General features: G+C 70.3%; 13 protein-coding genes. 8 read left to right on the top strand and 5 right to left on the bottom strand.

Annotation, left to right across the window (positions count from 1 at the left end; genetic code table 11):
* Window positions 1-19 precede the first annotated feature (19 nt).
* A complete protein-coding gene (locus G3I40_RS34260) occupies window positions 20-556 on the bottom strand; it encodes a TerD family protein (RefSeq protein WP_164558732.1) in 537 nt (178 codons plus the stop codon).
* A gap of 156 nt (window positions 557-712) precedes the next feature.
* Between G3I40_RS34260 and G3I40_RS34265 the strand changes: the two genes are divergently transcribed.
* From G3I40_RS34265 to G3I40_RS34275, 3 genes are all read left to right on the top strand, one after another.
* The gene (locus tag G3I40_RS34265; RefSeq protein ID WP_164558733.1) at window positions 713-1318 is read left to right on the top strand and encodes a YdbC family protein; all 606 of its coding nucleotides are present in this window, start codon (window positions 713-715) and stop codon (window positions 1316-1318) included.
* 92 nt (window positions 1319-1410) lie between these two features.
* Window positions 1411-2064 carry a histidine phosphatase family protein gene (locus G3I40_RS34270; RefSeq protein ID WP_164558734.1) on the top strand — a complete coding sequence of 218 codons (654 nt, stop codon included), beginning with the start codon at window positions 1411-1413 and terminating at the stop codon, window positions 2062-2064.
* 147 nt (window positions 2065-2211) lie between these two features.
* The gene (locus tag G3I40_RS34275; protein WP_164558735.1) at window positions 2212-3123 is read left to right on the top strand and encodes an ADP-ribosylglycohydrolase family protein; all 912 of its coding nucleotides are present in this window, start codon (window positions 2212-2214) and stop codon (window positions 3121-3123) included.
* A 136-nt stretch (window positions 3124-3259) separates the two neighbouring features.
* Here the strand turns inward: G3I40_RS34275 and G3I40_RS34280 are convergent, their stop codons facing one another.
* Both G3I40_RS34280 and G3I40_RS34285 read right to left on the bottom strand, forming a co-directional pair.
* Window positions 3260-4735 (bottom strand): MFS transporter, encoded by a 1476-nt coding sequence (locus G3I40_RS34280; protein WP_164558736.1) that lies wholly within the window; start codon window positions 4733-4735, stop codon window positions 3260-3262.
* Window positions 4736-5032: 297 nt separating this feature from the next.
* Window positions 5033-6262, bottom strand: a complete 1230-nt coding sequence (locus G3I40_RS34285; RefSeq protein ID WP_343245110.1) for an MFS transporter — start codon at window positions 6260-6262, stop codon at window positions 5033-5035.
* A 98-nt stretch (window positions 6263-6360) separates the two neighbouring features.
* On the opposite strand from G3I40_RS34285, the gene G3I40_RS34290 reads away from it, so the two are divergent.
* The 4 genes from G3I40_RS34290 to G3I40_RS34305 all read left to right on the top strand — a co-directional run bounded on the left by G3I40_RS34290 (window position 6361) and on the right by G3I40_RS34305 (window position 9240).
* Window positions 6361-6822 carry a helix-turn-helix domain-containing protein gene (locus tag G3I40_RS34290; RefSeq protein WP_164558738.1) on the top strand — a complete coding sequence of 154 codons (462 nt, stop codon included), beginning with the start codon at window positions 6361-6363 and terminating at the stop codon, window positions 6820-6822.
* Window positions 6823-7177: 355 nt separating this feature from the next.
* Window positions 7178-7804, top strand: a complete 627-nt coding sequence (locus tag G3I40_RS34295) for a TetR/AcrR family transcriptional regulator (protein WP_164558739.1) — start codon at window positions 7178-7180, stop codon at window positions 7802-7804.
* Between the two features lie 51 nt (window positions 7805-7855).
* A complete protein-coding gene (locus G3I40_RS34300; protein WP_164558740.1) occupies window positions 7856-8557 on the top strand; it encodes a ribonuclease HII in 702 nt (233 codons plus the stop codon).
* A gap of 68 nt (window positions 8558-8625) precedes the next feature.
* Complete coding sequence (locus G3I40_RS34305) at window positions 8626-9240, top strand: hypothetical protein (RefSeq protein ID WP_164558741.1); 615 nt, start codon at window positions 8626-8628, stop codon at window positions 9238-9240.
* A 72-nt stretch (window positions 9241-9312) separates the two neighbouring features.
* Here the strand turns inward: G3I40_RS34305 and G3I40_RS34310 are convergent, their stop codons facing one another.
* Both G3I40_RS34310 and G3I40_RS34315 read right to left on the bottom strand, forming a co-directional pair.
* Window positions 9313-9951, bottom strand: coding sequence for a hypothetical protein (locus G3I40_RS34310; RefSeq protein ID WP_164558742.1), 639 nt, complete (start codon window positions 9949-9951; stop codon window positions 9313-9315).
* A 211-nt stretch (window positions 9952-10162) separates the two neighbouring features.
* Complete coding sequence (locus G3I40_RS34315; protein ID WP_164558743.1) at window positions 10163-12325, bottom strand: RecQ family ATP-dependent DNA helicase; 2163 nt, start codon at window positions 12323-12325, stop codon at window positions 10163-10165.
* Window positions 12326-12458: 133 nt separating this feature from the next.
* Here G3I40_RS34315 and G3I40_RS34320 point away from each other — a divergent pair, with 133 nt between their 5' ends.
* On the top strand, window positions 12459-13826 hold the full coding sequence (locus G3I40_RS34320; protein WP_164558744.1) for a DUF4192 domain-containing protein: 1368 nt from the start codon (window positions 12459-12461) through the stop codon (window positions 13824-13826).
* The last annotated feature ends 260 nt before the right edge of the window (window positions 13827-14086 follow it).

Here is a 14086-nt window from a genome sequence, read left to right on the forward strand (position 1 = left end):
CGCCCTTCGGCGTGTGCGCCTACAAGGTGCCCATGGCCGCGGCGAAGGTCTGCAGGTCGCCTTCGAAGCCGCGTATCACCTCATGGAACGACCACTCGCCGTCCGTATCCCGTCTGAACTCGCCGATCATCGCCGCGGAACTCTCGTGCACCGTGGAGAGATCGTGCTGCGACAGATCGGTGTACCCCTCCCGTATGCGGACAGCGGTGTTCGCGACATCTGCGAACACCGTGCCCCGCTCGGAGGGTTGATCGCTCTGCTGGATGGCCACGCCCACGACCACGCGCGCGTACTGCGTCCCGAGCCGCTCCAGTTCGAGCGTCATCACCTCGTCGAAGCCGAAGCCCTGACCGGTCCTGCTGTCCCGGTTGAGGGTGATGGTTCCGTCGGGGGAGCGGCTGTCGAAGTGGACGAGATACGCAGGGCGGCCGTGGGGGTCGTCCCTCGTGTACGTGGCGGCGACGAGGTCCAGGTCGTGGGGCGGCGAACCCAGCGGGCTCGGATCCCATTTCAGACCGACCTCGACCTTCTCGAGCCCCTTGCGGAGACTGCTCACCGAACTCCCCCTTCTCGGTGCGACGTTGAGTGCTGGTGACACGCTACGTCGTCCCACTGACACGGGGTGGCCGTCCGGCTCGGTCGGCCACCGGTCCGCGTGCACTGCAACCGGAGAGTGACCCCGCGTCACGCACCGCGCCCGTACGATGGCGCGGTGCTGGTCAAGTGGATTCGCTGCACTGTGGTGGACCGTCGGGGGTTCGAGCGGGGACAGCGGAAATGGGCGGGGCTCCTAGGCGAGCCGGGGTTCCGGGGTCAGGGCGGGGGATGGAGCAGGAAACGTCCCGATGTGGCCCATGTCTTCGCCTTCTGGGAGAGCCGTGCCTTCTACGACTCCTTCATGGCGCGGTCCCACGACCGGCTCGCTGCCGGACAGTCGGGGACGTACAAGGGCATCCAGGCGAAGCTCTTCGACCACCTCTTCGATGTGAAGACGGGGTTCGAGCCGAGGTTCACGGATGCGGATGTCGTCCGGATCGCCCTGTGCCGGGTGCACGCGGAGCGGGCGGAGCACTTCACGCTGATGCAGCAGAAGGTCTGGAACCCGGCCATGGCCGGGTCGCCGGGGATGGTGCGCGGCCTGTACGGGGAGGCGCCGGGCGACGAGTTCCTGGTCCTGTCGATGTGGCGGTCGGCCGCGGAGCACGGCAAGTACCAGGCGGACCGGGTGGAACGGCTGTCGGTGCGAGCCCAGACCGAGACCGACATCGTGGACGTCACCGGCGACATCGTGCAGTTGGAGCCGACCTGGACCGTGTGAAGCGGGCGGCCACGCGCGCGTGGCGTGTGATCTACGCCGGATGGAGCCCGCACGGGTGCTCGAACACGGCCGGATCGATCTAGGGTCGATGCATGGCACGACCGCAGCGCATCGTTCTGGTCCGACACGGTGAGTCCGAGGGCAACGCCGACGACACCGTGTACGAGCGCGAACCCGACCATGCCCTGGCGCTCACCGAGAAGGGATGGCGCCAGGCCGAGGAGACCGGCACCCAGTTGCGGGAGCTGTTCGGCCGCGAGCGGGTGAGCGTCTACGTCTCGCCGTACCGGCGCACCCATGAGACGCTCCGGGCCTTTCGGCTCGATCCCGACCTGGTCCGCGTACGCGAGGAGCCCCGCCTGCGGGAGCAGGACTGGGGGAACTGGCAGGACCGCGACGACGTACGGCTGCAGAAGGCCTATCGCGACGCCTACGGGCACTTCTTCTACCGATTCGCGCAGGGCGAGTCCGGGGCGGACGTCTACGACCGGGTCGGGTCCTTCCTGGAGAGTCTTTACCGCAGCTTCGAGGAGCCGGACCACCCGCGGAACGTGCTGCTCGTGACCCACGGGCTGACGATGCGACTCTTCTGCATGCGGTGGTTCCACTGGACCGTCCAGGATTTCGAGTCGCTGTCGAATCCCGGGAACGCCGAGACCCGGACGCTCGTTCTCGGGGACAACGGCAAATACACCCTGGACCGGCCGTTCGATCGCTGGTGCGAGCCCCGGCCGTGGGGGCTCTAGACCCGCTGCTGCCCCTGTGGTGTGTCCCGCAAGGAGTTCCTTGGATGTGTGCAGGAGACATGTGTGCAGAAGGCAGTGGGGCAGGCCGCCGGTTCGCATGCATGCGAACCGGATCTCCGTGCGGTCTCCGGATAGAGTGGTAATGCGATGAACACTGCTGATTCCTCCCCCGCGGGGCGCCTGGACCGTGCCCTCTCCAGCCTGCGCGGACTGTCCGTGGGCGATGCGCTGGGATCGCAGTTCTTCGTTCCCGCGAATTATCCGCTGCTCAAGGACCGTGAGGTCCCCGGTGGGACGTGGCAGTGGACGGACGACACCGAGATGGCGTGCTCCGTGGTCGCCGTCCTGGCCGGTCACGAGCGCATCGACCAGGACGACCTGGCGCGGTCGTTCGCCGAGCACCACAACTTCGACCGTGGATACGGTCCCGCGGTGAACCGGCTGCTGCGGCAGGTCCGGGAGGGTGGCGACTGGCGGACGCTCGCGTCCGCGCTGTTCAAGGGACAGGGGTCCTGGGGCAACGGGGCGGCTATGCGGATCGCGCCGCTCGGCGCCTACTACGCCGACGACCCGGAGCAGGCCACGCACCAGGCCGAGATCTCCGCGTACCCCACGCACCAACACCGTGAGGCCGTCGTCGGCGCGATGGCGGTGGCCGCCGCCGCGGCGCTCGTCGCCGATCCCGCCGGGCCGCCGGCGCCGCAGGAGCTGTTGGACGGTGTGATCGCGCTCGTGCCGCGCAGCGCCGTAGGCGCGGGCCTGCGCCGGGCCAGGGACATGCTCGACTACGGCGACCCGTCCACGGTGGCCGCCGTGCTCGGGTGCGGGCGCCGGACGACCGCCCACGACACCGTGCCGTTCGCCCTGTGGTCCGCCGCGCGCGGACTGGGCGACTTCGAGCGGGCATTTTGGAGCACCGCCCAGGTGGGCGGCGACATGGACACGACCTGCGCGATCGTGGGCGGCGTCGTCGCTTCGGGCCCGGGCGGAGGACCGCCGGCCGCGTGGCTGGAGTGCACCGAGGCGCTTCCCGCGTGGGTTGCGACAGCGTCGGTCTGACGCCGCCCGTCGTCTCGCCGCCCACCCCCTTGCTTCGCCACACTCCGTACAGCAGTCGCCCGGGGCCGGGGGACCTGCGGGAGGCAGGATTCTCCGGACCCGGGCGTCGTGGCGCCGGGGGACAGGCGGGATCGCCCTACAGGACGGGAGCGCCGCCCCCTGTGCCGCCGAGGGCGTCCAGGTCGCTCTTGCGGACCCGAATGACGACGGTGGCGACGACGAGGGCGAGGACGCCCATGGCGGCGGCCGGGATGAAGGCCGTCGAGATGCCGTGGGAGAGCACTTCGTGACTCCATGGCGCGGGCAGTTGGTGGGACTTGGCGAAGGCGGCCTTCTGCTCCGGTGTGGCTTTGGCCATGAACGACGCGACCTGCTTGGTCGCCTCGTCGCGGCTGGCCGAGCCGAAGACGGTGGTCAGGATGGAGAGCCCGAGCGAACCACCCACCTGCTGGGTGGTGTTGAGCAGGGCGGAGGCCGCGCCCGCATCGTGCGGGGCGACGCCGGCGACGGCGGTGACGGTGAGGGTGACGAAGTTGAGTCCCATGCCGAAGCCGAAGATCAGCATCGGGCCCAGCACTCCGCCGGCGTACGAACTGCCGACGTCGACCATCGATTGCCAGACCAGACCGATGGTGACGAAGGCCGCGCCGGATATCAGGAAGGGCTTGGGACCGAGCACGGGCAGCAGGCGCTGTGAGATTCCCGCCCCGAGCGCGATCACGACGGTGACCGGAAGGAAGGCGAGACCGGCCTTGGTCGGCGAGTAGCTCAGCACGTTCTGCACGAAGAGCACGATGTAGAAGAACATGCCGAACATCGCCGCAGCGAGGCTGATCATGATCACGTACGTGCCTGAACGGTTGCGGTTGGTGAACATCCGCAGAGGCGTGATCGGCTCCTTCGCGCGGCTCTCGACGAGCATGAAGGCCGCGAGCAGCACCACGGCCGCCCCGAACGCGCCGAGCGTGAGCGAGTCCCGCCAGCCGTCGGACGCCGCCCGGATGAATCCGTAGACCAGAGCGACCATGCCGAGTGTCGAGGTGGCCGCTCCGGTGAGGTCGAAGCGGCCGGGGTGGCGCTCCGATTCGCTGATGTAGCGCGGTGCGAGCGCTGCGATGAGGATGCCGATGGGTACGTTCACGAAGAGCACCCAGCGCCAGTCGAGCAGGTCGGTCAGGACGCCACCCGCAAGGAGCCCGATGGCGCCTCCGCCCGCGGAGACGGCCGCGAAGATGCCGAACGCCCTGTTGCGTTCGGGGCCTTCGGGGAACGTCGTGGTGATGAGCGCGAGCGAGGTGGGTGAGGCGATCGCGCCTCCGGCCCCTTGGAGCACTCGCGCGGCCAGCAACTGCCAGGGTTCCTGGGCGAGTCCGCCGAGCAGGGACGCGAAGGTGAAGAGCAGGATGCCGGTGATGAAGACCCGACGGCGGCCGAGGATGTCCCCGGCCCGACCGCCCAGCAGGAGCAGGCCGCCGAAGGTGAGGGTGTAGGCGCTGACCACCCAAGTGAGGTTCGTCGTCGAGAAGTTCAGCGCGGTCTGGATGTGCGGAAGCGCGATGTTCACGATCGTGGTATCCAGCACGACCATCAGCTGGCAGGCGGCGATGACCATGAGCGCGATGTTCCGGTGCCGCGCTTTCGCGGCGGCATCGGCTGGTGCGGACGCGGGCGACTGTGTCTCTATCTGATCGTACGTCACAAGGGGTCCCCCCAAGGCGAAGTAGTGAACGTCAACGTTCACTAAGCGAGACCATAGCGAGTCGCCCTTCGTGAACACAAGCGTTCACTAAAGGAGTTGACTCCAAGCGGCCTTGGCGGGTTGAGCGACGTGACGCAGCAGACGTTGTCGGGTCTCGGCGACCTCGGTCCGAGCCCCTGGGACGGGCGACTCCCGGCGAGTGCGGCCCGTTCACTGACGTCGCTCGAACGCCCACACCACAAGTCCCAGGCAGCTGAACGCGGCACCCAGTGCGCAGACCGCACCCCAACCGGACGCCGCGTAGAGGGTGCTCGCGGAAAGGGCGCCGGTCGCACTGCCGAGGGAGTAGAAGATCATGTACCCGCCGATCAGTCGGCTGCCGGCGTCCGGGCGGAGCGCGTAGATCAGGGTCTGATTGGTGACATGAACCGCCTGTACCGCCAGGTCGAGTAGGACCACCCCCGCGGCCAGGGCCCACAGGGAGCTGCGAGTGAAGGCCAAGGGGAGCCATGAGGCAGTGAGCAGGGACAAGGCGATGCCGGTGGTGCGTCGGGACAGTCCGCGGTCGTTCAGGCGACCCGCGGCGGTCGCGGCCAGGGCGCCGGTGACCCCGATCAGTCCGAGCGCCCCGATCGCGCTGTGGGACAGGAAATACGGGGCCGCGCTGAGCGGCAGCGCGACGCTGCTCCACAAGGTGCTGAAGGCCGCGAAGACAAGCAGGCCGAACAGGGCGCGGCGCCGCAGCACGCGCTCCGTCGCGAACAGGGTGACGGTCGAGCGCAGGAGCTGTCCGTAGCGCAGGGGCGACGCTGGGGCAGGAGGGCGGCGCGGCAGTACCCGGTGCAGGATCAGGGCGAGCAGTGCCGTGAGTGACGCGGAGGCCAGGTAGACGGAGTGCCAGCCCGCGAGGTCGGCCATCAGGCCGGAAGCGGTGCGGGCGAGCAGGATCCCCAGAAGGACGCCGCTGGTGACCAGTCCGACGACCTTCCCGCGCTCGGCGACTGCCGCCAGAGATGCCGCGTAGGCCACCAATGTCTGTGTGACGACGGCGAAGAGGCCCGTCGCAGCCATGCCGACGAGCAGGGTTGCCGCCGTGCGGGCAGAGGCCACCACGGCCAGTGCCACCACCAGGAGCAGCAACTGGCACACGATGAGCCGCCTGCGGTCAACCACGTCGCCCAGCGGCACGAGGAAGAAGAGCCCGACGCCGTAACCGACCTGCGTGAGCGTGACCACGGCGCCGACCAGTGCCGGGCTCATGGCGAGGTCGTGCCCCATGGTCACCAGGAGTGGCTGCGAGAAGTAGACGTTGGCCACCGAGGCCCCGCAGGCGGCGGCGAACAGGAGGATGACGCCCCGGGGCAGGACGAACGTGGCACCTTCCTGGTCGCGGGGCCCGGGTCGCTGCGTCACGGCCTCGCAATTGCCGTCCATTAGCACTCCTTTATCCACGTGGTTGCAAGTTGCTACCACGTGGACGCTAACTTCTTTTGGTAGCATGTTGCAACCAGTATGCGTAAGAGAAGGTGAGGGGCGCCGTGGTGACCAGGACGCGCTTCGACGACAGTGAATGTCCCGTTGCCCGGTCGGTGGACGCGATCGGGGACTGGTGGTCCCTGCTGATCGTGCGGGACGCCTTTGACGGGAGCCGGCGCTTCGGAGAGTTCCAGCGCAGCCTCGGCGTCGCGAAGAACATCCTCACCGCGCGCCTGCGGGCGCTGGTCGCCGGCGGCGTCCTCGAATCCGTCCCGGCCTCGGACGGCAGCGCCTACCGCGAGTACGTCCTCACGGCGAAGGGCAAGGAGCTCTTTCCCGTCATCGTGGCGCTGCGGCAGTGGGGCGAACGAAACTTCTTCGCCCCGGGAGAACCGCACTCGGAACTGGTCGACGGCGACAACGGCCAGCGCCTCCGTCCGCTGGAGGTGGTGGCCGCCGACGGACGGCGACTGCACCCCGACGACACCGCCGTCCATAAGGTCCGCCCCGCGAGCGACAACTGATCGCCTGTACGCGGCTCTTGACCGGTCGATCGCTTCCGGTGTGTGTCCGCGTTATCGCCAGAACGGGGACTGCCTGACATGCTCACCGAGGGAGTGGCCGCGTCGTGGGCCCGCCGCGGGCGGGCGGCGATGACGGTGAGTGCGTCTCGCGCGCCCCAACCGATGCACGGCTCCCGGGTGCTGATCCTGCGTCGACGGAGAGGTTGTCACTATGGACCCCCCACGAGCGGGTCGGTGAATGATCCTGTTCACTGTCGCGTCTGCGGCGGCGACTCCCCTGCGGTGAACGTGCCCGTTCACCGACATCGCTGCCGCGCGTCTCGTACCGCTCGCCCTGCTCAACGGAGAGATGACGATGGTTACTTCGCGCTGGACGGCCTCCTCCGCTCCGTCGGCCGCCGCGATGCGCAGGCGTGGTCCCGTACTGGAACGGGCCATCCTGGATGCCGCCCTGGACCAGCTCAGCACGGTCGGCTGGAACGGCCTCACCATGGAAGGCGTCGCCGCGGGCGCGCAGACCGGAAAGGCCGCGGTGTACCGGCGCTGGCCCTCCAAGGAGGACCTCGTCGTCGACGCCCTCCAGGCCGGACTGCCGAAGCTGGACTCCATCCCTGACCACGGGAGCGTGCGGGAGGACCTGCTGGAGCTGTGCCGGCAGATCCGGGAGGGCATGTACTCACGACCCGGATTTGCTCTGCGGTCTGTCCTTCACGAATGCGACACCTTTACCGCCGAACGCTTCCATGCGGTGATCGTCGAAGGTGTCATCGAGCCCAGCGTCCAGGTGATCAAGGAGGTCGTACGCCGTGGGATCGAGCGCGGTGAGGTGCGCCCAGACGCCGCGAACTCCTCCGTGTACGACGTCATCCCCGCGATGATGATGTACCGCTCCAAGGTGTGCGGAAGCGAATGGGTGGAGGTGGATCTGGTGGAGATGATCGACCAGGTCGTGGTGCCCCTGGTGCGGCGGCACGCGGACTGAGCCCGGCCGGGTGTCGCGGCGGCACGGCGGCGGCGTACGCTGTGTGCCGCCATGCCGTACGAAGCACCCACTCACACCGTCGAGCGCTCACTGCGCGCCACCACCGGAGCCAAGATCGTCGCCGGTGTCGATGAGGTCGGCCGCGGTGCCTGGGCCGGCCCGGTCACCGTCTGCGCCGCCGTCACGGGGCTGCGCCGCCCGCCCGAGGGGCTGACCGACTCCAAGCTGATCAGCCCCAAGCGGCGCGAGACGCTCGCCACGGAGCTGGAGAGCTGGGTCACCGCGCACGCCCTCGGGCACGCCTCGCACGAGGAGATCGACGACCTGGGGATGACCGCGGCGCTGCGTCTCGCTGCGGTGCGCGCCCTGGAGGGTCTGCCGGTCCAGCCGGACGCGGTCATCCTGGACGGGAAGCACGACTACCTGGGTGCGCCCTGGAAGGTCCGTACGGTGATCAAGGGCGACCGTTCCTGCATCGCTGTCGCCGCAGCCTCGGTGATCGCCAAGGTCCGTCGCGACAAAATGATGGCCGAACTGGGCATCGACCATGCAGACTTCGGGTTTGCGGCCAACGCCGGATACCCGTCGCCGGTGCATCGCGCCGCGTTGGAGGAGCGGGGGCCCACCCCGCACCACCGGCTTTCGTGGGCGTATCTTGATGCGTTGCCCCAGTGGCGGCACCTCAAGAAGGCCCGCAGCTGGGCGGACGCAAGTGTTCCGGAAATCGAGGGCCAGCTCGGCTTCGACTTCTGACCACTGCGTTCGCACTGATGTGCCACCCGCTGGCGCGAGCCACACCTGTGTTTGATAGATATCACCTCATGCCTCTCATTCCCGAGGAGCCTCAGATTCACGAGAGCGCCCAGGGTCCCCGCACCGCGCCGACCCCTCGTCCCGTACCCGGCCCGCGTTCCGCGGCGCCGCCGCGACCCGGCCGTCCGGGTCCCGCAAGGCCCATGCCGCCCGCGCAGCGCACCCCGCGCGAGCCGGCTGCCGCCGCCAAGCAGGGGACCAACGCCCCTGCCGTCCCGTCGACTTCGGCCTCCCGGCCGCAGATCCAGCTCCTCCCGGCCTCGGTCGAGGGTGCGCTGGACGCCGCGGAGGAAGCCGTCGACCTGTTGCTCGACTCGGGCCGTGCGCCCGGCGACGTCCTGGTGATCACCACCGGCGACCCGCACCCGTGGGCCGCGCACGAGCTGTCGTTCGGCGAGGACGCCTATTGGGCACAGCACGACTCCGGCGACGACGTCTTCTACGCCGACGCCACCGCCCTGGACCGTGCCGCGTCGAGGCCCGTGGTCGTGGTCGCCGTGAACGGCGGCCCCGACGAGACGGCCGCGACGACGCTGCCGCTCGCCCTCGGCCGGGCCGGTGCCCTGCTGATCGTGTGCGGCAACACGGAGCGCATCAACTCGCTGCTGGGCGCCGGGGTCTGACACGCAGCTCGTCGGCCACCCGCACCGCTCGCCGGTGTTCGGGGGCCCGACGGGCCGGTGTGCGGCCTCGGCTCAGCGGGCCGCCGCGCGGCGGAGCATCTCCGTCGCGGCGCCACCGGTCCGCGGCGCCGAATCCTGGTCGCCGCCGAGGACTTCGGCTATCGAGCCGACGCTGGGGCGCCGGCCGCCCCGGCCCTCGCCGAGCACCTGCCAGCCGTCCCTCGTCATCGTGATGTACGCCCCGCAACGCAGGCCGTGCAAGGTGCACGCGTCGCGCAGCCCCCACATCCAGGCTCCGTCCTCCTCCGTCCAACGCTGGTCGCCCTCGCGGCAGTACAGCAGGACCGCGGTACGAACCGGAGTGCGGCGCCGCAGGTCGTGCGGGATGACCCGGCGCAGCTGCGAGAGGAGGGCGTTGCGGAACGTCCAGCCGTCGGTGGCGTTCTCCCGGCGGATGAACGAGGCGCTCGCTCTCAGCCGCTCCTCCGGATCGAGAACAGCCACCACGGCGGTGGAGGGCAACGGCCGGTGGCGGGTGTGCAGGCCGGTGACGACCTCGCGCGGATTGCGCAGCAGCGGTATGCCGGCTGCCGCCCACTCCGCGGGTTCCAGCAGCCTCGTCGGTCGGTCGGTGGAATCGGTGGACCTCTCGGTGCGCATCGAGGACGCGGACGTCGATGCGGCCGAGGACGGAGCGAATCCGAAGGTCACGGTCCTCCCTTCGGCTATACGCCCACACTGAGCGCGGGGTCGGACGGGGAGCGCACCGCGGCACAGCCCGGACCACGGGAGCCGCGCGGGGAGCGCTGCCAATTCTTCCCGTCGCACTGGCGCACGGCAACGAGCAATTGTGGTCGCGGGCCAGTATCTGGCGATGCGTCGGCTATATCCCTGCCCAAAGGGTGGGACGCCGACGCGTGCCTCAGCCTTGTACCGCCAGGACCAGCGGCAACACCCCCTGGGCGCCCGCCCGGCGCAGCAGCCGGGCCGCCATCGCCAGCGTCCATCCGGTCTCCGTGTAGTCGTCGACGAGCAGCACGGGGCCACCCGCCCGCGCGAGTGCCTCGGTCAGCTCCGGCGGCAGCGTCAAGGTCCCGTCGAGGGCACGCAGACGCTGGGCACTATTGCTGCGGGGCATGTGCGCGGTGTCGCTGTCCGGCGCGTAGGCGATGCTCCCGAGCAGGGGCATGCGGCCGACCTGCGCGATGCCCGCGCCCAGAGATTCGATGAGTCGAGGGCGGGTGTGGGAGGCCAGGGTGACCACACCGACGGGGCGCGGTGATGCGTCGGAGGCGCCGCTCGCCCAGCCGCCCGGCCCCTTGGCCCAGTCGGCAAGGACTTCCACGACGGCCCTCGCGACGTCGTCCGGCACCGGCCCGTCCGGGGCCTGGGGGGTGAGCATCGGCCGCAGTCGGTTGCCCCAGCCGATGTCCGACAGGCGGCCCAGCGCCCGCCCGGCAGCTGCCTGTTCACCCGCCGGAATGCGCCCCTTGAGGTCGATGCCCACGGACGCGAGACCGGTGGGCCACATCTTCCTGGGCTCCACCTCGACACCGGGGCGCCCCAGTTCGCCGCGGGCCGATCCCAGGGCCTCCTGCGAGACGGCGGAGTCGAACCGGCCTCCCGCGCAGTTGTCGCACCGCCCGCAGGGGGTCGCCGCCTCGTCGTCCAACTGGTGGCGCAGGAACTCCATACGGCAGCCGCTCGTCGTGACGTAGTCACGCATCGCCTGCTGCTCGGTCTCCCGCTGCTTGGCCACCCACGCATAGCGCTCGGTGTCATACGTCCAGGGCTGGCCGGTCGCGATCCAGCCGCCCTTGACGCGGTGCACCGCGCCGTCCACGTCGAGCACCTTGAGCATGGTCTCCAGGCGGGACCGGCGCAGCTCCACCAGAGGTTCGAGGGCGGGCAGGGACAGGGGCCTGTCGGACTGCGCGAGCACGTCCAGCGTGCGTCGCACCTGCTCCTCGGGAGGGAACGCGAGCGAGGCGAAGTAGCGCCAGATCGCCTCGTCCTCCGGGCCCGGCAGCAGCAGTACCTCCGCGTGCTCGACACCACGTCCGGCGCGCCCCACCTGCTGGTAGTACGCGATCGGCGACGAGGGCGAGCCGAGGTGCACGACGAACCCGAGGTCCGGCTTGTCGAAGCCCATGCCGAGCGCGGACGTGGCCACCAGGGCCTTCACCCGGTTCGCCAGCAGGTCCTCCTCGGCCTGTTGGCGATCCGCGTTCTCCGTCTTCCCCGTGTACGAGGCCACGGTGTGGCCGCACTGGCGCAGGTACGCCGTGACCTCCTCGGCGGCGGCGACCGTGAGCGTGTAGATGATCCCCGAGCCAGGGAGGTCCTCCAGGTGGTCGGCCAACCAAGCCAACCGGTGCGCGGCGTCCGGTAGTTGCAGCACGCCGAGGCTCAGGCTCTCGCGGTCGAGCGGGCCCCGTAGCACCAGGGCGTCCGAGCCGCCGCCGGTGCCGAGCTGGTCGGCGACGTCGGCCGTCACGCGCGCGTTGGCCGTCGCGGTCGTGGCGAGGACGGGGACGCCCTGCGGCAGATCGGCGAGCATGGTGCGCAGGCGCCGGTAGTCGGGACGGAAATCGTGTCCCCAGTCCGAGATGCAGTGCGCCTCGTCGACGACGAGCAGACCGGTGGCGGCGGCCAGCTGAGGGAGCACGTTGTCCCTGAAGTCCGGGTTGTTGAGTCGTTCCGGACTGACCAGCAGTACGTCGACTTCGCCCGCGGCGACCTCGGCCCGGACGGCGTCCCACTCCTCCGTGTTCGAGGAATTGATGCTGCGGGCGCGGATGCCGGCACGCTCGGCCGCCTCCACCTGGTTGCGCATCAGCGCGAGGAGCGGGGACACGATCACCGTGGGCCCGCTCCCGCGTTCCCGCAGCAATGCGGTCGCCACGAAGTACACCGCGGACTTGCCCCAGCCGGTGCGCTGTACGACAAGGGCGCGTCTGTGGTCGGCGACCAGGGCCTCGATCGCACGCCACTGGTCCTCGCGCAGGCGGGCGGTGCCGCTCGGGTCGGAGACGAGGCGGGCGAGGACGGCGTCGGCGGCCGAGCGCAGATCTTCGTTGCTCATGCCCCCATGCAACCCGATGGGACTGACATTGCGCGAACGAGCCCCTCGGCCTGTGGACAACTCGTGTCGTGTCCCTGATCGAGGTTATCCACAGGGCAAAACGGAATCCAGCGAAACGCGGCATGGTCGTCCCATGACGAATCACAGCGAGCCCGCCGGCATCACCGGCGAGGCGAAGATCACCCTGCGCACGGCCGGTGAACTGGCCGAGGCGCTCCCGTACTTGCTCGGGTTCCGCCCGGACGACAGCGTCGTGCTCGTCGCCCTGCACCAAGGACGATTCGGCGGGCGGGTGCGGCTCGGCATCCCCGAGCGTCCCGAGGACTGGCTGTCCGTCGCGCAGCAGATGGCCCGCTGCCTGATCGGCGAGTGCGAGCGCAGGGACGGTCGCCCGGACAGCATCGTCGCGTTCCTCTGCCAGGACGCGGCGGATCCGGGCACGGCCTCCGCGCAGCGCGTGATGGAGCGACTGCGTCCTCTCGCCCAACTGCTGCGAACGGCGTGCGGCAGCCTGGACGTGCCGGTCACGGAGGCGCTCTGCCTCTCCGGCGGCAGGTACTGGTCCTACTGCTGCCCGCGTCCGGACTGCTGCCCGCCGGAGGGCAGTGCCATCGTCGCCGGCGGCACGTCGGTGATGGCGGCCACGGCGGCCTACGCCGGTATTCGTGTCCGCGCATCGGTGCAGGAAGTGCGGGCGCGGCTCGCCCCACTGGAGACGGCACTCGTCGCGGACCAGACGCGGGCGCTGGACGCGGCGGCGATGGAGCTCGTGCCGAGAATCTTTGCCGGAGTCCCGCGCGAAGAGGTGGAGGCGGAGACCCTCGACCTGGCGCAGCGCCTCATGCGCCGTCTCGCGGACGCCCCGTGCGTGGAGGAGGCGCCGGACGCGGACCTCAAGGACGACGAACTGGTGGCGCACGACGAGGCCGCCGCGCTGATTCTCGGCCTTCAGGACCGGGTGACCCGCGACCGGGCTGCGGAGTGGATGGAGGGCGTGGAGGCCCCCTCCGCACTGCGTCTGTGGAGGGCTCTGGCTCGCCGCTGCGTCGGCCCCTACGGAGAGCACGCCGCGGCGCCCTTGACACTCGCGGGCTGGGTCGCCTGGTCGCTCGGCGACACGACGGAGGCCGACCAGGCACTGGAGATGGCCCTCACGGTCGATCCGCGTTACAAGTTCGCCGAACTGCTCAACGCGGCGCGGGCCGAAGGGGTCGATGCGGAGCCGGTGCGTCGCGCATTGCGCGGAAAGCGGGCGGAGCGCGGGACGATGGAGGCCGCGGATCCCGTGGGAGACGCGGGGCCCGTGGTCGCGGTGACTCCGGGAGGCGCGGTGGACCCGGGAGTGTCCCGGGCGGCTCGTGGCCTGGAAGCCGCACTGCGCCGACGGGGCGAGCGTCGTCAGCGAGCGGGGACCCGGCCCGCCCGGGCGGGAGCCCGTGCACCTCGGCGGCCCACCGGTCACCGTCGCGCGGGCAGGCAGCGCTCCAGGGGCGAGGGGTGAACAGGGCGGCGACAGCCGTCTGCCGGGTGGAACGTCGGCGGTTCGTCGCCCTGTGGCGTTACTTGAGGAGGGGCGGCTCCGTTCACCTGTGTGGCGGTAGCGGCGGCCGGGCCGTGCCGTCCGCTCGTCCACCGACCCGGCAGGATGCCGGCGCCTCGCGCGACCGTGCGCGAAAGGAGGTGCCCCGTGGGGGAGTTGACCATGTGGGCCACCGCGGGCGACGGCCCAGTGAGTCGTCCGCTCGGCGGGGGCGCGCCTGC

The sequence above is a fragment of the Streptomyces sp. SID14478 genome (assembly GCF_010548525.1).
Lineage (GTDB): Bacteria > Actinomycetota > Actinomycetes > Streptomycetales > Streptomycetaceae > Streptomyces.